General features: G+C 63.8%; 19 protein-coding genes. 2 read left to right on the forward strand and 17 right to left on the reverse strand.

All coding sequences use genetic code 11. The annotated features are described in order from the left end of the window. Positions 1–2 precede the first annotated feature (2 nt). From trbJ to LXM96_RS01680, 11 genes are all read right to left on the reverse strand, one after another. A complete protein-coding gene (gene trbJ / locus LXM96_RS01630; RefSeq protein WP_239996502.1) occupies positions 3–782 on the reverse strand; it encodes a P-type conjugative transfer protein TrbJ in 780 nt (259 codons plus the stop codon). Continuing rightward, positions 779–3,235: a conjugal transfer protein TrbE gene (gene trbE / locus LXM96_RS01635; protein ID WP_239996504.1), complete on the reverse strand. Its 2,457-nt coding sequence runs from the start codon at positions 3,233–3,235 to the stop codon at positions 779–781. The genes trbJ and trbE overlap by 4 nt, the downstream gene beginning before the upstream one ends. Before the next feature lie 10 nt (positions 3,236–3,245). Further along, positions 3,246–3,527 (reverse strand): VirB3 family type IV secretion system protein, encoded by a 282-nt coding sequence (locus tag LXM96_RS01640; RefSeq protein WP_239996506.1) that lies wholly within the window; start codon positions 3,525–3,527, stop codon positions 3,246–3,248. Next, positions 3,527–3,859 carry a TrbC/VirB2 family protein gene (locus LXM96_RS01645; protein ID WP_239996507.1) on the reverse strand — a complete coding sequence of 111 codons (333 nt, stop codon included), beginning with the start codon at positions 3,857–3,859 and terminating at the stop codon, positions 3,527–3,529. Before LXM96_RS01645 ends, LXM96_RS01640 begins: the two co-directional genes overlap by 1 nt. After that, the gene (gene trbB, locus LXM96_RS01650) at positions 3,856–4,851 is read right to left on the reverse strand and encodes a P-type conjugative transfer ATPase TrbB (protein WP_239996508.1); all 996 of its coding nucleotides are present in this window, start codon (positions 4,849–4,851) and stop codon (positions 3,856–3,858) included. The genes LXM96_RS01645 and trbB overlap by 4 nt, the downstream gene beginning before the upstream one ends. 146 nt (positions 4,852–4,997) lie before the next feature. After that, positions 4,998–5,477: a CopG family transcriptional regulator gene (locus LXM96_RS01655; protein ID WP_239996510.1), complete on the reverse strand. Its 480-nt coding sequence runs from the start codon at positions 5,475–5,477 to the stop codon at positions 4,998–5,000. Positions 5,478–5,487: 10 nt separating this feature from the next. Continuing rightward, complete coding sequence (locus tag LXM96_RS01660) at positions 5,488–7,476, reverse strand: conjugal transfer protein TraG (protein WP_239996511.1); 1,989 nt, start codon at positions 7,474–7,476, stop codon at positions 5,488–5,490. After that, a complete protein-coding gene (locus LXM96_RS01665; protein ID WP_239997213.1) occupies positions 7,416–7,598 on the reverse strand; it encodes a hypothetical protein in 183 nt (60 codons plus the stop codon). The genes LXM96_RS01660 and LXM96_RS01665 overlap by 61 nt, the downstream gene beginning before the upstream one ends. 61 nt (positions 7,599–7,659) lie before the next feature. Next, a complete protein-coding gene (locus LXM96_RS01670) occupies positions 7,660–8,601 on the reverse strand; it encodes a LysR family transcriptional regulator (protein WP_239996512.1) in 942 nt (313 codons plus the stop codon). Between the two features lie 47 nt (positions 8,602–8,648). Further along, entirely contained in the window at positions 8,649–9,251 is a 603-nt protein-coding gene (locus LXM96_RS01675; protein ID WP_239996514.1) for an NAD(P)-binding domain-containing protein, read from the reverse strand. Between the two features lie 87 nt (positions 9,252–9,338). Beyond that, a complete protein-coding gene (locus LXM96_RS01680; protein WP_394801866.1) occupies positions 9,339–10,436 on the reverse strand; it encodes a hypothetical protein in 1,098 nt (365 codons plus the stop codon). A 247-nt stretch (positions 10,437–10,683) separates the two neighbouring features. Here LXM96_RS01680 and LXM96_RS01685 point away from each other — a divergent pair, with 247 nt between their 5' ends. Further along, positions 10,684–11,100, forward strand: coding sequence for a MerR family transcriptional regulator (locus tag LXM96_RS01685; protein ID WP_239996516.1), 417 nt, complete (start codon positions 10,684–10,686; stop codon positions 11,098–11,100). A 129-nt stretch (positions 11,101–11,229) separates the two neighbouring features. Continuing rightward, positions 11,230–12,498, forward strand: a complete 1,269-nt coding sequence (locus LXM96_RS01690) for a DUF882 domain-containing protein (protein ID WP_394801867.1) — start codon at positions 11,230–11,232, stop codon at positions 12,496–12,498. A 217-nt stretch (positions 12,499–12,715) separates the two neighbouring features. On the opposite strand, the gene LXM96_RS01695 is transcribed toward LXM96_RS01690, so the two are convergent. The 6 genes from LXM96_RS01695 to LXM96_RS01720 form a co-directional block, all read right to left on the reverse strand. Beyond that, positions 12,716–13,222, reverse strand: coding sequence for a copper chaperone PCu(A)C (locus LXM96_RS01695; protein ID WP_239996517.1), 507 nt, complete (start codon positions 13,220–13,222; stop codon positions 12,716–12,718). Positions 13,223–13,292: 70 nt separating this feature from the next. After that, positions 13,293–15,476 (reverse strand): heavy metal translocating P-type ATPase, encoded by a 2,184-nt coding sequence (locus tag LXM96_RS01700; protein WP_239996519.1) that lies wholly within the window; start codon positions 15,474–15,476, stop codon positions 13,293–13,295. A 252-nt stretch (positions 15,477–15,728) separates the two neighbouring features. After that, positions 15,729–16,355 carry an alpha/beta hydrolase gene (locus LXM96_RS01705; protein WP_239996520.1) on the reverse strand — a complete coding sequence of 209 codons (627 nt, stop codon included), beginning with the start codon at positions 16,353–16,355 and terminating at the stop codon, positions 15,729–15,731. 11 nt (positions 16,356–16,366) lie between these two features. Next, positions 16,367–17,326 carry a glutathione S-transferase family protein gene (locus LXM96_RS01710; RefSeq protein WP_239996525.1) on the reverse strand — a complete coding sequence of 320 codons (960 nt, stop codon included), beginning with the start codon at positions 17,324–17,326 and terminating at the stop codon, positions 16,367–16,369. A gap of 3 nt (positions 17,327–17,329) precedes the next feature. Further along, a complete protein-coding gene (locus tag LXM96_RS01715) occupies positions 17,330–18,184 on the reverse strand; it encodes a VOC family protein (protein ID WP_239996527.1) in 855 nt (284 codons plus the stop codon). 32 nt (positions 18,185–18,216) lie between these two features. Beyond that, complete coding sequence (locus tag LXM96_RS01720) at positions 18,217–18,624, reverse strand: DoxX family protein (RefSeq protein ID WP_239996533.1); 408 nt, start codon at positions 18,622–18,624, stop codon at positions 18,217–18,219. Positions 18,625–18,701: the final 77 nt, after the last annotated feature.

Here is an 18,701-nt window from a genome sequence, read left to right on the forward strand (position 1 = left end):
CGTCAGTTGTTGTCGTTGAACATCTGCGCGTTGCCGGGCTGGTATCCGCTGCCCGGCGTCAGGAACCGTTCGCGCTGGATGCGGCCCTGCTCGGCGGCGGTCGCGCGCTCCGCTTCTGTCAGCGCGTCGGCGCGGCCGTTTGCCGAGATGACCGCGATCAGCTCGGAAAGCTGCTGCGACTGGAGGGCGAGAAGCTGGTTGCCGGCCTGCGTCGCCTGCAATGCCCCGGTCGCGCCCTGACTCTGGCCGACCAGCGCGGCCATCTCGGCGCGGTTGCTGTCGATATTGCCGACCGCGCCCGCCTGCACCCGCATGGCGTCCTGCAAACCGCCAACCGTGTTCTCCCAGCGGCCGCGCGCATCGGCGACCAGTTGGGCGTCGGTCGCCGATAGCGAGACGTTGCCATATTGCTGCTGGAACGCTTGGTCGATCTGCCCGACCTCGAAAGCGATGTTCTGCGCCTGCCCGAGAAGCTGCTGCGTGCGCTGGACGCTCTGCTGAATCTGCTGGAGCGAGCTATGCGGCAGGCTCGCCAGATTGCGGGCCTGATTGATGAGCATCTGCGCTTCGTTCTGGAGCGAGATGATCTGGTTGTTGATCTGCTCCAGCGTGCGCGCGGCGGTGAGCAGGTTTTGCGCGTAGTTGGTCGGGTCATAGACGATCCGGCCGAAACCGAATTGCGCATGGGCCGGGCTGCTCAGCATGGGCGACAGCGCGAGCGGCGCGGCAAGCAGCGTCGCCGCCATGAAAATGGCGCGCGAGCGGGAACGACAAATGGTCATGGTTGGGACTCCTTTTCGGGTTGGGGGATGAGATTGGTGAGGTTCGGGATCAGGTCGGCCGCCCAATCGACGCCGCGCTCGCGCAGCCATGCGGCGAGGAAACCGGCGCGGCCGTGCTCGGCATGGATGCGCGCGATTTCGGTCTGGTCGGACTTGGCGGATGCGGCGCAGAGCGCGAGGCCGACTTCGGACAGGCCAAGCTCGAATAGACGATTGCCCCTGCGGCTTTGGCAGTAATAATCCCGCTTGGGCGTGGCCCGTGCGAGGATTTCGATCTGCCTGTCATTGAGGCCGAAGCGGCGATAAATGGCCGTGATCTGCGGCTCGATGGCCCGCTCGTTCGGCAGCAAGAGTCGCGTCGGGCAGCTCTCGATAATCGCGGGCGCGATGTTGCTGCCGTCAATGTCGGACAGGCTTTGCGTGGCGAAGATGACGCTGGCGTTTTTCTTGCGCAGCGTTTTCAGCCATTCGCGGAGTTGGCTGGCGAAACCCTCGTCGTCCAACGCAAGCCAACCCTCGTCGATGATGAGCAGCGTCGGGCGGCCGTCAAGCCGGTCACCGATGCGATGGAACAGATAGGACAGGACGGCCGGAGCCGCGCCGGTGCCGACAAGCCCCTCGATCTCGAACGCCTGCACGTCCGCCGATCCCAAATGCTCTGTCTCGGCGTCGAGCAGCCGGCCATAGGCACCGCCGACGCAATAGGGCCGAAGGGCCTGCTTCAGATCGTTCGACTGGAGCAGCACCGCAAGGCCGGTGATCGTGCGTTCCTCGACCGGCGCAGAGGCGAGCGAAGTCAGCGCCGTCCAAAGATACTCTTTGACCTCGGGCGTGATGGCGATGCCTTCGCGCATGAGGATGGCGGCAATCCAGGCCGCCGCCCAAGCGCGTTCATAGGTGTCGTGGATGCGGGCAAGCGGCTGGAGCGAAACGGACGCCTTGTCCCCTTCCGTGAGGCCACCGCCCAAATCGTGCCAATCCCCGCCCATGGCGAGCGCGGCGGCGCGGATGCTGCCGCCGAAGTCGAAGGCGAAGACCTGCGATCCCGCATAGCGTCGGAACTGCAAGGCCATGAGCGCCAGCAGCACGGATTTGCCCGCGCCCGTGGGGCCGACGACAAGGGTGTGGCCTACGTCGCCGACATGGAGACTTAGCCGGAACGGGGTTGAGCCTTCGGTCTTTCCAAAGAGCAAAGGGGGCGCACCGAAATGCTCGTCCCGTTCCGGCCCCGCCCACACCGCCGAAAGCGGGATCATGTGGGCGAGGTTCAAAGTGCTGATGGGCGGCTGGCGGACATTCGCGTAGGCGTGTCCGGGCAGGCTGCCGAGCCATGCGTCAACCGCGTTGACGCTCTCGGGCATGGCGGTGAAGTCGCGGCCCTGAACGATCTTCTCGACCAGGCGCAGCTTCTCGTCGGCAAGGCGCGGGTCGGCATCCCAAACGGTGACGGTCGCCGTGACATAGGCCATGCCCGCCACGTCCGCCCCAAGCTCCTGCAACGCCATGTCGGCGTCGAGCGCCTTGTTGGCGGCGTCGGTGTCCACAAGCGCGGACGCCTCGTTCGTCATGACCTCTTTCAAGATCGCGGCGACGCTCTTGCGCTTGGCGAACCATTGGCGGCGGATGCGGGTCAGCAGCCGGGTCGCATCGGTCTTGTCGAGCAGGATCGCGCGCGTGCTCCACCTGTAGGGGAATGGCAGCCGGTTCATTTCGTCGAGCAGGCCCGGCGTCGTCGCGGTCGGGAATCCCACGATGGTCAGGACGCGCAGATGCGCGTCGCCAAGGCGCGGCTCCAGCCCGCCGGTCAACGGCTGGTCGGCGAGCAGCGCGTCGAGGTGCATGAGCACCTCGGGCACGCGCACGCGATGGCGATTGGTCGAGATGGTGGAATGGAGATAGGTCAGCGTCGCGCCGTCATCCATCCAACGGCACTCCGGCATGAAGCCGTCGAGCAAGGCCAACACGCGGTCGGTGCGGTCGATGAAGCCGCGCAGCAGTTCCCACGGGTCCACGCCCGTTTTCTCGCGGCCCTCGTAGAGCCATGCCTCAGTTCGGGCGGCTTCTTCGGCCGGGGGCAGCCAGAGGAAGGTGAGGAAATAGCCGGACACGAAATGCGCGTCCGCTTCTTCGAAACCGGCTTTCCGCTCGGCATCGACCAGCGCCGATGCGGGATCGGGAAACATACTGTCGGGATAGGTCGCCGCTTCGCTGCGCTGCGCCTCGACGAAGATGCTCCAACCGGAGCCGAGGCGGCGCACGGCATTGTTGATGCGGCCGGCGACGGCGACCAGCTCGGCCGCCACGGCGGAATCCAGATCGGGACCGCGAAACTTCGCCGTCCTCTGAAAGCTGCCGTCCTTGTTCAAGACGACGCCGGAGCCGACCAATGCGGCCCATGGCAGATAGTCGGCGAGCCGGGTGGCGGTGCGGCGGTATTCGGCAAGGTTCATCATGGCCGCGCCCTCACACCGACAGGAAAGCCGGGATGCGGATATGCCGCCGCCCGACCTCGACGAATTGAGGATCGCGCTTCGCCGCCCATACGGCCGCGAAGTGGCCGATAGCCCAGATGGCGAGGCCGACCAGCCAGAGGCGCAAGCCAAGGCCCACGGCCCCGGCAAGCGTCCCGTTCATGATGGCGATGGAGCGCGGTGCGCCGCCAAGCAGGATATGCTCGGTCAGCGCCCGGTGGACCGGGATCGTGAATCCCGGCACCGCGTCGAGCTGTTCGAGGCCGCCCACCATCAAACGAGCGCCCCGCCGCCGAACGAGAAGAACGACAGGAAGAAGCTCGACGCCGCGAAGGCGATGGACAGGCCGAACACGATCTGGATCAGCTTGCGAAAACCGCCACCTGTATCGCCGAAAGCCAAAGTCAGGCCGGTCACGATGATGATGATGACGGCGATGATCTTGGCGACCGGCCCCTCGATTGATTGAAGGATGGATTGAAGCGGCGCTTCCCAGGGCATCGACGAACCGGACGCATGAGCGGCCGGTGCGAGCATGAGGCTGATGACAAGGGCGGATGCGGCGGTCGCGGCGAAGCGATAGCCGCGCGAAAGAGTGCGGGTCATGAAGATTCTCCTGTGCTGGTGGGGATTGCCAAAGGGATGGGATGCGTGATGCGGTAGTCGCCGTCCGGCCCTAGCCCCTCGACGCGGGCAAGCTCGGCGAGCCGGCGCGCGGAGCCGCGCCCGGAAAGGACGGCAACGAGGTCGATGGTCTCGGCGATCAGGGCGCGCGGGACGGTGACGACAGCCTCTTGGATGAGCTGTTCAAGGCGACGAAGCGCGCCGATGCCGGTGCCGGCGTGAATGGTGCCGATCCCGCCCGGATGCCCTGTTCCCCATGCTTTGAGCAGGTCGAGGGCTTCCGCTCCGCGCACCTCGCCGATAGGGATGCGGTCGGGTCGCAGGCGCAGCGAGGACCGCACAAGGTCCGACAGGCTGGCAACGCCATCCTTGGTGCGCAGCGCCACCAGATTGGGCGCGGCACATTGAAGCTCGCGGGTGTCCTCAATGATGACGACGCGATCCGCGCCCTTCGCCACCTCGGCGAGCAGCGCGTTGGTCAGAGTGGTCTTGCCGGTGCTGGTGCCGCCTGCCACCAAAATATTGGCGCGCGCTGCGACGGCCGTGCGCAGGCTCAATGCCTGATCGGCGGACATGATGCCCGCCACCACATAGTCGTCGAGCGTGAACACCGCGACGGCGGGTTTGCGGATGGCGAAGGCCGGCGCGGCGACCACGGGCGGCAGCAGGCCCTCGAAGCGCTCGCCGCTCTCGGGCAGCTCGGCCGAGACGCGCGGGCTGCGGGCGTGAACCTCCGCGCCGACATGATGCGCGACCAGCCGCACGATGCGTTCGCCATCAGCGGCGGACAGCCGTTCGCCCGTGTCGGAAAGCCCTTCGGACAGCCGGTCCACCCAAAGGCGGCCGTCCGGGTTCAACATCACCTCGACCACGGCCGGGTCTTCGAGCAGCCGGGCAATGGCGGGGCCGAGCGCGGTGCGCAACATGCGCGCGCCGCGCTGGATCGCTTCCTGTCTGTGGTGGTTGTTCGTCATGTCGGCCCCGGCTTCTGGCGGGGCGCAACAGGCGGTCCCCGGATCGGGGTCGATTAAGAAAGCCCGGAATTGGGCCGGTTCAACAAGTATCTAGCTGCGTGCGATGATCGGCGGCGAACGGCGGTAAATAGGATGGGTCCGAATACTTACTCTTGATCGCCGTTGCTCTCGGACTCGTCCGGCAACGGATCGTCGGGAAGTGAGTCGAGGTCACGCGACAGCTCTTTGAGGAACCTGTCGCCGGTCGCCAGACGCCGGCCGAGATTCTGCATGAAGCCCTCGAACCGCTCCGCGCCTTTGGCGCGGGCAGCGGATTGCGCGGCTCCCGTGAGCGACGGGGTGATGGTCATCCAGAAATGGATGAACTGCGCGACCGTCTCGCCGAGGACGGCGAGATCTAGGTCGAGCGTGTCGATCTGGCGGCCGAGCTTATCCAAGCGGCGCGACATGGCGGCTTCAAGCTGGTCGTCGGCATCGCCGGAAAGGTAGGACATGACCGCCGCCTCCACGATGGCGGATTTTGAGACATTACGGCGCAGCGCCACCGAGCGGCGCAGCGCCATCGCCTCGATCTGCGGAATGAGCGCAGGGTCGAAATAGATATTCAGGCGGGTGCGTGTAGTCATGGGCGTGTCCTCAAAGGTCGATTCCATCATCGGGGTTCATCGCCACCTGCCGCGCCACCATCCTCATGCGCTGGCGCATGGCGCGGGCCTTGGCCGCGTCAACGTCCGGCTCGTCGTCCAGAAACTCGAACTCCTGTTCGGGCGACGGCGGCGGGGCGACGATTTCCTCATGCTCGGGCAATTCCGGCTCGCGGCGGATGCCGGCATTGGCCGGATCGCCCTCGGTCCCGTCTGCCGCGTCGGTCGCGGAACGGCTTTCCGCCGCGACCACGCGGCCGGACCAATCATCGGCGGATGGGCTGGGCGCCAGCGGAGCGGCGACCAGATCGGGCGGGGCCAGGATGCGTTCCTGAAACCGTGCATCCTCGAAATAGCGGGCTTTGGTCGCGCGGATCGGCGGCGTGCCCGCAACCATGACGATTTCATCGGTGGGCGGAAGCTGCATGATCTCGCCCGGCGTGAGCAGCGGCCGGGCCGTCTCCTGCCGCGACACCATGAGATGCCCGAGCCACGGGGCCAATCTGTGCCCGGCATAGTTGGTGGAATCGCGCAGCTCGGTCGCGGTGCCGAGCGCGTCGCTCACCCTTTTGGCGGTCCTTTCGTCGTTCGTGGCAAAGGACACCCTCACATGGCAATTGTCGAGGATCGCGTTGTTCGGCCCGTAGGCGCGTTCGATCTGATTGAGGCTCTGCGCGATCAGGAACCCTTTGATTCCATACCCCGCCATGAAGGCGAGCGCCGATTCAAAGAAGTCGAGCCGGCCGAGCGCCGGAAACTCGTCCAGCATCAACAGCAGCCGATGGCGCTTGCCGGAGGTGGTCAATTCCTCGGTTAAGCGCCTGCCGATCTGGTTGAGGATTAGGCGGATGAGCGGCTTGGTGCGGTTTATGTCGGACGGGGGCACGACCAGATAGAGCGTGACGGGCTGGCGGCTGCCGACCAGATCGGCAATGCGCCAGTCGCATCGTGCCGTCACCCGCGCCACCACGGGATCGCGGTAGAGGCCGAGAAACGACATGGCGGTGCTCAACACGCCGGAGCGTTCGTTCTCACTCTTGTTCAACAACTCGCGGGCCGACGACGCGATGACGGGATGAACGCCAGCCTCGCCGAGATGCGGCGTGTCCATCATGGCGCGCAAGGTCGCCTCGACCGGGCGGCGCGGATCGGACAGGAAGTTGGCGACGCCCGCCAGCGTCTTATCCTTCTCGGCATAAAGGACATGCAGGATCGCGCCGACCAGAAGCGAATGGGAAGTCTTTTCCCAATGGTTGCGCTTGTCGAGGCTGCCTTCTGGATCGACCAGAATATCCGCGATGTTCTGAACGTCCCTGACCTCCCACTCGCCCCGTCTCACCTCCAGCAACGGGTTGTAGGCGGACGATCCGGCATTGGTCGGATCGAACAGCAGGACGCGGCCGTGCTTCGCGCGAAAGCCCGCTGTCAGCGTCCAGTTCTCGCCTTTGATGTCGTGGACGATGGCGGAAGCCGGCCATGTCAGCAGCGTCGGCACCACCAGCCCGACGCCCTTGCCGCTGCGCGCCGGGGCGAAGCATAGGACATGCTCGGGACCGTCATGGCGCAGATAGTCCCGTTCGTATCGGCCGAGCACGACACCATCGGGGCCGAGCAAGCCGGCGCTGCGGATTTCCTTGTCCTCGGCCCATCGGGCCGATCCGTATGTGGCGACGTTGCGCGCTTCCAGCGCCCGGATGATCGACATGAAGATGGCGGCGGCGATGGCGAGGAAGCCGCCTGATACCGCGATGATGCCACCCTCGACGAAGATCGCGGGCGCGTAGGCGTCGAAGGAAAACCACCACCAGAAGAAGGCGGGCGGATAATAGACCGGCAGGCCCGCCAGCTCGAACCATGGTGCTCCAAGCTGCGGCTGGAAGCCGAGGCGGAACGCCGTCCATTGCGTCGCTGCCCACACCATCACCAGAACGATGGTGAAGACGACAGCGATTTGACCCCAAAGGATTCGGCCTCCGCGCAATGCAGGCTCCAGTCGGCAAAAGAGACGGAGCCGATCAGAGAGTAGTCAAAATCGGGATGGGCAACAGGAAAGAGGATGCCGGAGGGCTGCCGGATACTATCGGCGGCAAATAGGACGGTCATGGCAGCGCCATCGCCTGTGCGAATGGCTATGCTGGTGGATCGAACCGAATCGCGGGGAAAATCAGTCCGCTCGGATCAGCCGCCCCATGTCGCTTGCGAGCGTCAGCAGATTGCGGAGTGCGGCGCTACGACTGAACGGCGACCAGACGGCCGAGAACGGCACTGGCTCCGGCTCATCCGCGAATGGGACGAAGACAACACCGGATGTTGGCAAGAGCGACGTAGCCGCTCCGACGATGGTGATGCCGAATCCCTGTCCGACCATGGACAGCAACGTGCCTCGCTCTACGTCGAAACGCAGGATCGACGGCGCAGACCAGCGCCCGGCAAGGCGCAGCACGATATGGTCATGGACTTGCGGACCCGTGCCGCCATGGCGGACAAGGAAAGCCTCGCCGAACAGATCGGCCCAAGTGATTGCCGACTGCCCGGCGAGGCGATGCCTATCCGGCAGCACGGCCACCAGCGGTTCGGTCCAGATCGGGCGAGAATGGCAGTCGGGCAGCTCGGGCGTGCCGGCGACGAACGCCACGTCCAGCCGGTCGGCGCGAAGCTGCATCACCGCATCGCGGGCCGTGCCTTCGGTGATATCGACCTCGATGCCCGGATGGTTTTTCCGATACTGCCCGATCAGATCGGCGAGGAAGCTGCGGGGAATCAAGGCATGGATGCCGATGCGCAGGCGACCATATTCCCCCACCGCTGCCATGCCGGCCGTCTTCACCGCATGGTCGAGTTGATCGACGCCGGCCGCTATCCGCTCGACGAAGTGGCGTCCGGCCTCCGTCAACCGGACGCCTCGCGCATGGCGCTCGAACAGGAGGATGCCAAGGTCTTCTTCCAGCGCCTTGACGCGCGCGCTGACGCTGGATTGCGCCACGCCGAGCGCACTGGCGGCGTGGCGGAAGTTTAGATACTCGGCAACGGCGAGCGTCTGAATCAAGGACGCGAGGGGAATGCGCGATCCGAGTGAGGTCGGCACTCCCCTTTGACGGTCGATCATTGGCGCTGAATGTTGCCGCCGTCGCATCCGCTGAACCCGCTCGGCACTTATTCGTCGGGCGTGCAAACGCGCAGGCGATGCCCATCTGGATCGAGAGCAACAAATGTGCGCCCGAAGACCGCTACACTCGGCTCCTGCTCGATTGCCACGCCAGCGGCTCGCCAAGTATCGTAAAGCCGATTTACCGCTGCGTCGTCGTCCACCATAAATGCCAGTTCAAAGCGATGACCAGTTCCAGACACGATGACCGCCGGGGCAGCATAGATCCTGCCGTCGCTGGACACGGCTTCGAATACGCCGTGTTCCCGACGGAGAGCTGAAATCCGCGTCCCGGTCTCGATACGGTGGCCGCCTACCTTCGCATACCGGGCGAGATACGCCGCGAACTCGTCTTTGGTAGCATATCCCTCCGTATCGCCTGGAAGGGGCAGCCCAGGGAGGCTGCTGATGCTCCGCGGCGTGAAGAGCGTCAGTGTTTCGTAACGCTGCCGCCAGCTATCGCCGACCGCGGCGCCGGCGTCCACCATGAGGTAGTCGACCCCCGCCTTCTTTAGTTCGTTCGCGGCGGCAAGCCCCGCCTGTCCTGCGCCAATGACGAGGACCTCCGTCCGACGGGTTCCACTGCGGCTGTCGCTGACGTCGATCGACATGCCTAGAGCCCGCCGGAGTGAGGTCTTGCATCCTCGCCGCAAGGGTTGCAGCCTTCACGCAGCTCCCGACGTTGATCGTTCGTCACGTCAGTCTCCGGACGCCTGGTCGGAGATGCTACCGGCTCCCGCCCTCTTCCTCGCACCCTGGAATGGATCGGCAAGTGCCGCCTCCGGCCGGCTGACGGGATATTTGATGCCGGAGATGGTGGCCGCCAGCTTCTCGGGGCCGTTCTTCTTCAGAAGGGTGCGGAAGCTGGGATGCATTCCCCCGTCGACATAGGCGGTGACGGGAGACGCCTTGCTCTCGGCCAAGGCGGCGTCAACCTTCTGCTTCTCCGCTTCGATCTTCGCAATGAACTGCGGATCCGGCTGCGTGACAGGGATTGGACAGGCTGCCAGTGGATCGCGTGGTTCGCCACCTTCGAAGGCTGTATTGAACACGTAACGCCGACCGCAGGCCGAGACCTTCGGCTGCTGCCTCGTAAGTTCGAAGGCGTCGTAGCCCTCTTTGAGCGTGCGCCAGAACGGCAGGTTCTCGTCACCCCTATGAAGAGCCATGTTTTCGGCCGTCATGCGGAACGGATAGGCCTGAACCTGGAAGTGGTTCTGACCGGAGGAGAGCGCCTTTGAGACGATCGCGTAAATCTCGCCGACGCCCTGGTCAGTGAGAGCGTAGCATCCTGCGGAAGAACATGCGCCATGAACCATAAGCGCGTCACCCGTATAGCCGAGAGCGGATTCGAGCCGATTGGGATAGCCGAGATTGAACGACACGTAGTACTGAGACTTCGGGTTCAGCATGCCCGCCGTCACATGGTAGAAGCCTTCCGGAGCCTGACGGTCCCCGTTTTTTGTCTTCGGACCAAGCTTCCCTGACCACCTGCACATCGGATAGGTCTTGAGCAGCGCGTAGCGCCCTGACCCGTCCATCTTCCAGACTTCAAGTTCGCTTTCCTGCTTGAAGATCCTTACAAGGACTGGGCTCCCGGCCTTCATGCCCTTCGTCGACATTTCCGCGATAATCTTGCTCGGGATCTGCGGCGGAGCCTTGGCGGCCCCGTCCAAGGCCATATCGGCTGCAACGCAACTCGACAGCAGCAGTCCCACGGCCGCCATGCCGGCGAAACGACGTATCGCATGCTGAAGGGAAGTGTTCCTGCTTCGGACGGTCGCGATCAAGTGCATTCCTCTGACGTTGGTCGGTGAGCTCGTGCTGCTTTTCGGGACCAAGGTCCCTCTCATGTCGCTCGAAGACCACCGCAGAACATTACGGATCGTCGAAACTGTGCCACCCTAAAACCTCTAGCGGCTTTAGCTGCAAGAGGAAAAGTAACCCGTGTCACCCCCGCATGCCGAGCTGTTACAGGGAATGTTGACTTCACGATGGCGGGTGGTCGCGCTGGGATGAACTGCAACGACCGAGAGGATCCAAATGCTGACGATCGGCGACATGGCAAAGACAACCGGCGTGAAGGTGCCTACCATCCGCTACTACGAGCAGATGGGTCTGCTTTCGCATGCAGAACGTTCCGAGGGCAACCAGCGCCGTTACTCCAGGAGCGAGCGCGACCGGCTTTCATTCATCAAGCATGCGCGGGAACTTGGCCTGACGATAGAGGCGATCCGTGAGCTCATCGACCTCAGCCAGCATCCCGAGAAGCCATGCGCGGAAGCCGATCGTATCGCGGCGGAGCAGCTTGCGACGGTACGCCAGAAGATCGCGAAGCTGAAGAAGCTGGAGGCGGAGCTCGAACGGATTTCGACCCATTGCCACTCCAACCATGTGCGCGACTGCTACGTTATCAGGGCGCTGGCCAACCATGACCTTTGCGAGACGGATCACGATTAAGTCGACGAGCCACACTATCGAACTCCGAAGCGGCAAGACTTCGGCCCATTAGGATTTTATTGACCATACTCGCTTCTACTAGGGCTTCCGGATCCGACCGCGATCCGTTGTAGCGTGTAGGAGTGTGCGGTGAGCGAGTACTGGAAGGGCATCGTCGGCCGTGTCGTAGCGACGGCTTTTCGAAGCGTCGCGGGAAGAACCTGCACTGCAGCTCTGACTGCGATGGCGATCTTCGGTTCGCCGGGCGCCGCAGCCGCGGAGGAACGTGCGCTGAAGCTCTTCTTCACGCACACTGGCGAACGGGCGACCATCACCTACAAGCGCGACGGCCGGTTTGACCAGAAGGGCCTTGCGCAGGTAAATCGCTTCCTCCGGGACTGGCGAAAGAACGAGCCGGCGCGCATGGATCCCCGCCTCCTCGATCTCGTCTGGGAGATCTACGGCCGGAGCGGCGCCAAGGACTACATCCATATCGTTTCCGCCTACCGTTCGCCCGGCACGAACAAGATGCTCCGCGGCCGCTCGCGAAGCTCCGGCGTCGCCAAGAACAGTCAGCACACGCTCGGCAAGGCGATGGACTTCTACATTCCTGGCGTCAAGCTCTCCAAGCTCCGGGCGCTGGCGATGCAGGCGCAGGTCGGCGGCGTCGGCTACTATCCCACATCCGGATCGCCCTTCGTCCACCTCGACGTCGGGAACGTCCGCGCATGGCCCCGCATGTCCCGCCAGGAGCTCGCAACCATCTTCCCGGACGGCAAGACGATGCATCTTCCATCCAACGGCAAGCCCCTGCCTGGTTACCAGCAGGCGGTCGCGGACTACAAGCGGCGCGTCGGTTCGAAGTCGATCGAGATCGCCAGCACCGCTGGCGGAAGACGCTCGTCCAGCGCCGGAAGCAGCCTTCTCACCGCAATGCTGCCGACACCGAAAAGCCGCGCACAGGAGGCTCTGGACCTACAGGGAGGAGCGCTCGTCCAGGATCTTGACGAACCCAGCCCAAGCTACGTAGACCTTGCCTCCTTTGCCGTCCCCCTCCCCATGCTTCGGCCTGCCGCCATCGCGGAGGCGGCTCCCGTGGAGACGGCGTCTCTGGGACCGGTCACGGCTCTAGCTGCCGTCACTCTCGGCGGAGAGATGCCGCTCTCGAACCTGCGGCAGCCGTCGACCGACACGCTCGGGTTCCTTCGGTCGGAGACGGATGACGAAGACGAATTCGACTCCGAGGAAGCGATCATCTCTTGGGCGCTTTCGCCTCCTGGCAGCTCGACGGGCATGAGAGCGCCGGCGTTCCTCTTCCAGTCCGGCGCGACCGAGGCCGGCGTTCCTTCGAACGACGCACCGGTCCCCATGCCTGATGAGCCGAAATTCGATACGGGACGCTTCTGGTCGGGCAGCTAGTTCTTGCCGGCGGTTCGGGGCCGCCAGCCGGGCTGAAGATCGAAGAAATGACGAAGGCGCTCGACCCGTTTCCGGGGAGCGCCTTCGTGGACCCGGACAACTGCAAACGCGCGGCCGAGAGCGGCGCTGCAGGCAGTCATCTATGACGGGTGGTGAACCCTAGGTATGAGCTGGCTGCCTCAGTTTCAAGGGCTTCGGGTCTTGGTCACCTGCCATCTCAGGGCTTCGAATGTCCCGTGTGATCCTCGGCGGGAGCCGGGGTCGACGCCTTGGCCTGGACGACGAATTCCACCTCGACCTGGCCTGCCTTCTCGAACTGCAGGGTCGCCTTGAACTTCTCGCCCTCGGCTGGACGCTGCTTCGGGTTCACGAGCATGATGTGGGCGCCGCCCGGCATCAGGTTCAAGGATTCTCCTGCGGGGATTTCGATGCCGCCCTTCGCCGGACGCATGCGGGCGACGCCGTCTACGAGCGAGGATTCATGCAGTTCCATCCGTTCGGCGACAGGCGTGCTGCCGCCGACAAGTCGATCGGGCTCGCTGCCTGTGTTGACGATGGTGAGATATCCTCCAAGAACCGGTGCGACCGGAGGCGCTTTGGCAGACCACGGGTGCTTGAGCTCGAGGCTTCCCACCTTGAAGTCGTGGGCCGTGGAGATGCCTGGAGCGATGCCCGCAGTAACGACCGCTGCAAACGCGAGGGCCTTGATGATTTTGTGCTTCATGATTTCAACTCGATATGCTCGGGATACTCTTTGGTCATCAATTCGAACATTTCCGCAGGACTCGCCATCACTATCTGATCGGACGCAGCAGGCGCAGCGCGTTCATGGTCACCAGCACGGTTGCTCCGGTATCGGCAAGGATGGCCGGCCACAGCCCGGTGATCCCGATGATCGTCGTGACCAGAAAGACCGCCTTGAGGCCGAGCGCGATGGTGATGTTCTGGTAGATGTTGCGCATCGTGCGCTTCGAGAGATCGACCATGAGGCCGACGTCGCCCACCCGCCCATGCAGAACCGCTGCATCCGCAGTCTCCAGCGCTACGTCGGTTCCGCCGCCCATGGCGATCCCGACGTCGGCGGCGGCAAGGGCCGGAGCGTCGTTGATACCGTCGCCGATCTTGCCGACCACGAATCCTTCTCGCTTGAGCTCGCCGACTATCCGCTGCTTGTCTTCGGGCATCAGTTCAGCGCGGACCTCGATGCCGAGCTGAGCTCCGATGGCGGTGGCTGTCCGCTTGTTGTCGCCTGTCAGCATGATGATCTTGATGCCCGCATCCGTCAGCGTCTTCAGCCCGGCTACTGCGTCGGCCCGCGGCTCGTCTCTCATGGCGATCGCACCCGCGAGGACGTTTCCGATGACGAGAACGGAGACGGTCTTTCCTTCGTCGTTAAGGGACGTGATCGTCTTCGAATGCGCCATCGGCACCGAAACACGTTCGGCGGCGGCCCTCGGCGAGCCGAAGAACACCTCGACCCCGTCGATCACTGCGGTCACGCCCTTTCCGCCGAGGGCCTTGGCGTCGGTGGCTGCCGGAGCATCGATCCCGTCCTCGTCGGCCCTTTCGAGCACCGCCAAAGCGAGCGGATGGCTTGAGCCCATTTCGAGCGCGGCTGCATAGCGCAGGACCTCGTGGACCTTTCGGCCGAACGGCACGACGTCGGTCACCTTGGGCTTGCCTTCCGTGAGCGTGCCCGTCTTGTCGAAGGCGATGGCGGTAAGCTTGCCAAGTCCTTCAAGAACGGCGCCGCCTTTCAGGAGCAGGCCGCGGCGCGCACCCGACGACAGCGATGCGGCGATGGCGGCCGGCGTCGAGATGACGAGGGCACACGGGCAGCCGATCAGAAGAACTGCGAGCCCCTTGTAGAGCCATTCGCTCCAGACGCCGCCGCCGAGCAGCGGAGGGATGACGGCGACCAGCGCGGCCACGACGACGACCCCCGGCGTGTAGTAGCGGGAGAAGCGATCGATGAAGCGTTCGGTCGGAGCCTTCGATTCCTGCGCCTCCTCGACAAGCCTTACGACGCGGGCGATGGTGTTATCGGCGGCGGCGGCCGTAACTCTCACACGTAGCGCAGCATCGCCATTGACCGTGCCCGCGAAGACATTGTCCTCGACGGCCTTCCGGACGGGAACGCTCTCACCTGTAACAGGGGCCTCGTCGACCGAACTCTCGCCCGCGACGATGACGCCGTCGGCCGAGATCCGGTCGCCTGGGCGGACGAGGATGATCGCACCCACTTCAAGCGTCTCTGCGGGAACTTCGCGGTTCTTCCCGGCCTCCTCCAGCATCGCCGTCTTGGGCACCAGTGCCGTCAGCGATCTGATGCTGTCGCGCGCCTTGCCCGCAGCCACGCCCTCGAGCAGTTCGCCTACCAGGAACAGGAACACGACGGCGGCCGCCTCCTCCGTGGCGTCGATGAACAGCGCGCCGACGGCGGCGATGGTCATCAGCATCTCGATCGAGAACGGAGTGCCTGCCATTGCCGCCATGATGGCGCGACGGGCGATCGGAACGAGGCCGACCAGCATTGCGACGATAAACGCGTAGGTCGCAATGTCAGGGAACAGAAGACCGATGCCGTAGGCAAACACGAGTGCGGCGCCCGCCATGATGGTCAGGCGGCCCTTCCCGCTCCTCCACCAGGGTCTTTCGGACGGGCCGTGGTCGTGGTCGTGGTGGTTGGCGTGATGTTCGACCCCGGAGCCTACACCGTGCGCGTGTTCCGTCACCGGGGTAGCAGAAGCCGACCTCGGACGTATTGGCGTCGCCTGAAATCCCAGCCCCGAGAGCTTCGTGCCCACGGCCTTGAGATCGCTGGCGTAGTCATGGGTGACCGTCATCGTACCGGCAGTCACGGAAACGGTGACGTCGGAGATGCCAGGCATGCGCCTGACGGCCGTGTCGATCTTGCTCGCGCAAGACGCGCAGTCCATCCCGTCGACGCGGAATTTCGTCTGTGTCGGCCCATTCATGTGCGGGATCCTCATGCTGTCCATAAGGATGGTCTACGACCTCTAGCCGCTAGAGGTGCAAGAGAAAAAATGAGAAGTGCGGATCCTTGTCCGGACGAGGACGATGAATTGTCCGGACGAGGACGATGAAGAGGTATCGCGGGGGAGTAGATGGTTTCCAACCCGCCGACGGTTCATCTCCGCTCGCCGCGCGTAAATTTTGAAGACGCGCAACGCAAAGAGCCCATCATTGAACAGCGTCGACGTCTACAGTCAGGGCAGAAGCCGCGACAGCGATGCTGCGAGAAAACTGCCGGCCTTGTCCGCCCCTTCGATGGAAATTGTGTGAGGCAGACCAGGAACTATGACTGTCTCGACGGCGACGCCGAGTGCCCGAAGAGTGACGGCAGCCCTGGTGCTTTCAGTTGCCGGGATAATCTCATCCCCGCTGCCGTGTATCAGCAGAACAGGAGTACGCAGGGCTGGCTGAAGCGGCAGCGGCGAGGCAAGCCGTCCGGAGAAGCCGACTACTGCGCCGACCGGCCACCGGCCTGACGCCACCGCGTCGAGTGCCATGATCGTGCCCTGGGAAAAGCCGACGAATGCGACACGGTCCAGCCGGTTAGAGAAGTCGTTTTCCTCGATGATCGCCGAGACCACGGCATCGAAGGAAGGCCGCGCGTCGTGGACTCGTCCGGCACGGTTTTCCTCTGTCACTCCGGCGACGCTGAACCACTGGTAGCCCGAACCGAAGCTGGAAGCGGCAGGTGCATCGGGGGAAGCAAAGGCGGCGCCAGGCAAGGCGGTTGTCCAAGCGTCGGCAAGCGGTGCGAGGTCGCTGCCGCTTGAGCCGACACCGTGGAGCATGATGACAAGGACATCGGCTGCGTTGGTAGACATCGTTTCGTCCTTCATGCCGTTGCGAACGGCAGTTGCGGGCCGACGGGAACGATTCCTGTCGGATTGAGTGCCTTGATCGAATAGTAACCGCGCTTGATGTGGTCGATGTTCACTGTTCCTCGGACGCCGGGGATAGCAAGCACCGTCTCGACATAGCGGCTGAGACTTGGGTAGTCCGCCAGCCGGCGCAGGTTGCACTTGAACAGGCCGTGATAGGCGGCATCAAAACGGATGAGAGTAACGAACAGCCGCACGTCTGCCTCGGTCATCCGGTCGCCGAACAGGAACGGGCCGCGGTTCTCAAGCCGCGTCTCCAGTTCGTCCAGCATTGTGAAGACGTCGGCAAAGGCTTCTTCATAAGCGATCTGGGTCGTCGCGAAACCCGTGCGGTAGACGCCGTTGTTGAGCATCGGGTAGATGCGCTCGTTCAGCCCGTCGATTTGCGCGCGCAGATCTTCCGGGTACAGGTCGATGCTTTCGTCACCGAGAGACCCGAAGCCTGAGTTCAGCATTCTCAGAATATCGGCGGACTCGTTGTTGACGATGGTACGGCGCTTCTTGTCGAACAGGACTGGGACTGTCGCGCGACCCGTGTAAATAGAATCGGCGCTCGTGTAGATCTCGTGGAGGAAGCTCGCTCCGTTGACGTCATCAAGGTCGGAGCCGGGATAATCGCCGAAACGCCAGCCCTGATCGGAAAGCGCCGGCTCGACGACGGACACCGAGATCACGTCCTCGAGCCTCTTGAGGGCACGCCCGATCAAGGTGCGCGACGCCCAGGGGCAGATCAGTGCGACATAGAGATGGTAGCGCCCAGCTTCAGCTTTGAACCCGCCTTCGCCGGTCGGGCCGGCTTCGCCATCCGGGGTGATCCAGTTGCGGAAACCGGAAATCTGCCGAACGAAACCGCCCTTTTCGTCCGTCGCTTGAACCGGATGCCAGTCGGCCGTCCATTTACCTTCGACAAGCATGTTTCACTCCTTGATGTTCTTTTGCGTCGCAGTCGCGACTGTGATCTCGGTCCCCCAGGGATCGACGAGGGTCAGTGTGTCGCGCTCTTGTCGAGTGTGGTCGGCCCTGGCACCGACCGCTTCCACAAAGTCGCGGGAGGACACAATCTCGACATTGGCAAGACCGGTGCTCGGAAAGGTGCGTGCACCCGCACCCTGGCTGTTCCAGATGTTGGTCGCCAGGTGATGATGGTATCCATCGGCAGCGTAGAACGTCCCACCGGGATAGCGTGACGTCACGGCGAAGCCGAGCACGTCACGATAGAATGCCTCCGCCGTCGGTATCGCACCCACCTGGAGATGAACGTGGCCGACGGTCGCCCCTTCGGGAAAGCCATTCCATTCCTCGCCACCGCTGGCGTCGACCAGAGCGTCGATGTCGAGCGGGTCGCTCGGCATGTCGACCAGGCCGTCCTTCCATTGCCATGACAAGACCGGCCGGTCAGCATAGATCTCCACTCCGTTGCCTTCCGGATCGGAGAGGTAGAGCGCTTCGCTGACGCCGTGATCGGATGCACCGACCACGGGAGCCTTCGATTTCATTGCATGCTTGATCCACCGGCCGAGGTCGGCGCGGGAGGGAAGCAGAAAGGCCGTGTGGAAGAGGCCTGCCTCGCGGGGCGAACGGCGGCGTGCCGCCGTGTCGCGCCGCAACTCCAGAAGGGTGTCTCCATCCACGCCCAGTTCCACGGTGGAAGCGTCGCCGCGAAGGAGATGGAGGCCGACGGCTTCCTGGTAGAAGCCACTCACGCGATCGAGGTCATTGACCGTCAGGGTCACTTTGCCGATGCCGGTCTTCGATGATTGTATCATGTTCATGGCTGCCTCCGGTCGAAATCCTTGTTGAGATGTTACTTGCGCAGAGGTGTGGGGCGGAGCGCCTTGGCGCCATCACCGATCAACGCCAGAACGATCAGGCCGACGATCCAGAACGCCGGGAATTCCCAGCCGCCGTTTGGATTGTTGAAGAAGAAGCCGGCTGCGCCGTGGACGGTGAAGATTGATCCGAGCAGAACCGGGATCATCGCAAGCGAGGCTAGACGCGGCCAGATGCCCACGATGAGTGCGACGGCGCCTGCCAGTTCCCAAAGGATCGTGACATAGGCCAGCCAGCCCGGAAGTCCGAGCGAAGCAAAAAACCCGGCAGTTCCCGTCGGGGTGAATACGAAAATCTTCAGGCCGGCGTGGGCAAGGAAAAGCAGGCCAAGGGTGACGCGCAGGACGAGTGCGGCGTAGGGAGCGGTGCGGGTGTCGATCATGATGGTTCTCTTCCGTCAGGGTGAATTCCTGAGGCGGAATATGCCCCATCTTCAGATCGACGATTATCCCCTGAAAG

It is taken from the genome of Rhizobium halophilum (assembly GCF_021648825.1).
In the GTDB taxonomy this organism is placed as follows: Bacteria; Pseudomonadota; Alphaproteobacteria; order Rhizobiales; family Rhizobiaceae; genus Neorhizobium; species Neorhizobium halophilum.

Coding starts and splice junctions, on each gene's coding strand:
- LXM96_RS01675 (WP_239996514.1), bottom strand. CDS start 9,251: ATGTCGATCGACGTCAGCGACAGCCGCAGTGGAACCCGTCGGACGGAG.
- LXM96_RS01700 (WP_239996519.1), bottom strand. CDS start 15,476: ATGAATGGGCCGACACAGACGAAATTCCGCGTCGACGGGATGGACTGC.
- trbE (WP_239996504.1), bottom strand. CDS start 3,235: ATGATGAACCTTGCCGAATACCGCCGCACCGCCACCCGGCTCGCCGAC.
- LXM96_RS01685 (WP_239996516.1), top strand. CDS start 10,684: ATGCTGACGATCGGCGACATGGCAAAGACAACCGGCGTGAAGGTGCCT.
- LXM96_RS01720 (WP_239996533.1), bottom strand. CDS start 18,624: ATGATCGACACCCGCACCGCTCCCTACGCCGCACTCGTCCTGCGCGTC.
- LXM96_RS01670 (WP_239996512.1), bottom strand. CDS start 8,601: ATGATCGACCGTCAAAGGGGAGTGCCGACCTCACTCGGATCGCGCATT.
- LXM96_RS01695 (WP_239996517.1), bottom strand. CDS start 13,222: ATGAAGCACAAAATCATCAAGGCCCTCGCGTTTGCAGCGGTCGTTACT.
- LXM96_RS01655 (WP_239996510.1), bottom strand. CDS start 5,477: ATGACTACACGCACCCGCCTGAATATCTATTTCGACCCTGCGCTCATT.
- LXM96_RS01710 (WP_239996525.1), bottom strand. CDS start 17,326: ATGCTTGTCGAAGGTAAATGGACGGCCGACTGGCATCCGGTTCAAGCG.
- LXM96_RS01705 (WP_239996520.1), bottom strand. CDS start 16,355: ATGTCTACCAACGCAGCCGATGTCCTTGTCATCATGCTCCACGGTGTC.
- LXM96_RS01640 (WP_239996506.1), bottom strand. CDS start 3,527: ATGGTGGGCGGCCTCGAACAGCTCGACGCGGTGCCGGGATTCACGATC.
- trbB (WP_239996508.1), bottom strand. CDS start 4,851: ATGACGAACAACCACCACAGACAGGAAGCGATCCAGCGCGGCGCGCGC.
- LXM96_RS01680 (WP_394801866.1), bottom strand. CDS start 10,436: ATGCACTTGATCGCGACCGTCCGAAGCAGGAACACTTCCCTTCAGCAT.
- trbJ (WP_239996502.1), bottom strand. CDS start 782: ATGACCATTTGTCGTTCCCGCTCGCGCGCCATTTTCATGGCGGCGACG.
- LXM96_RS01645 (WP_239996507.1), bottom strand. CDS start 3,859: ATGACCCGCACTCTTTCGCGCGGCTATCGCTTCGCCGCGACCGCCGCA.
- LXM96_RS01665 (WP_239997213.1), bottom strand. CDS start 7,598: ATGACCGTCCTATTTGCCGCCGATAGTATCCGGCAGCCCTCCGGCATC.
- LXM96_RS01715 (WP_239996527.1), bottom strand. CDS start 18,184: ATGAACATGATACAATCATCGAAGACCGGCATCGGCAAAGTGACCCTG.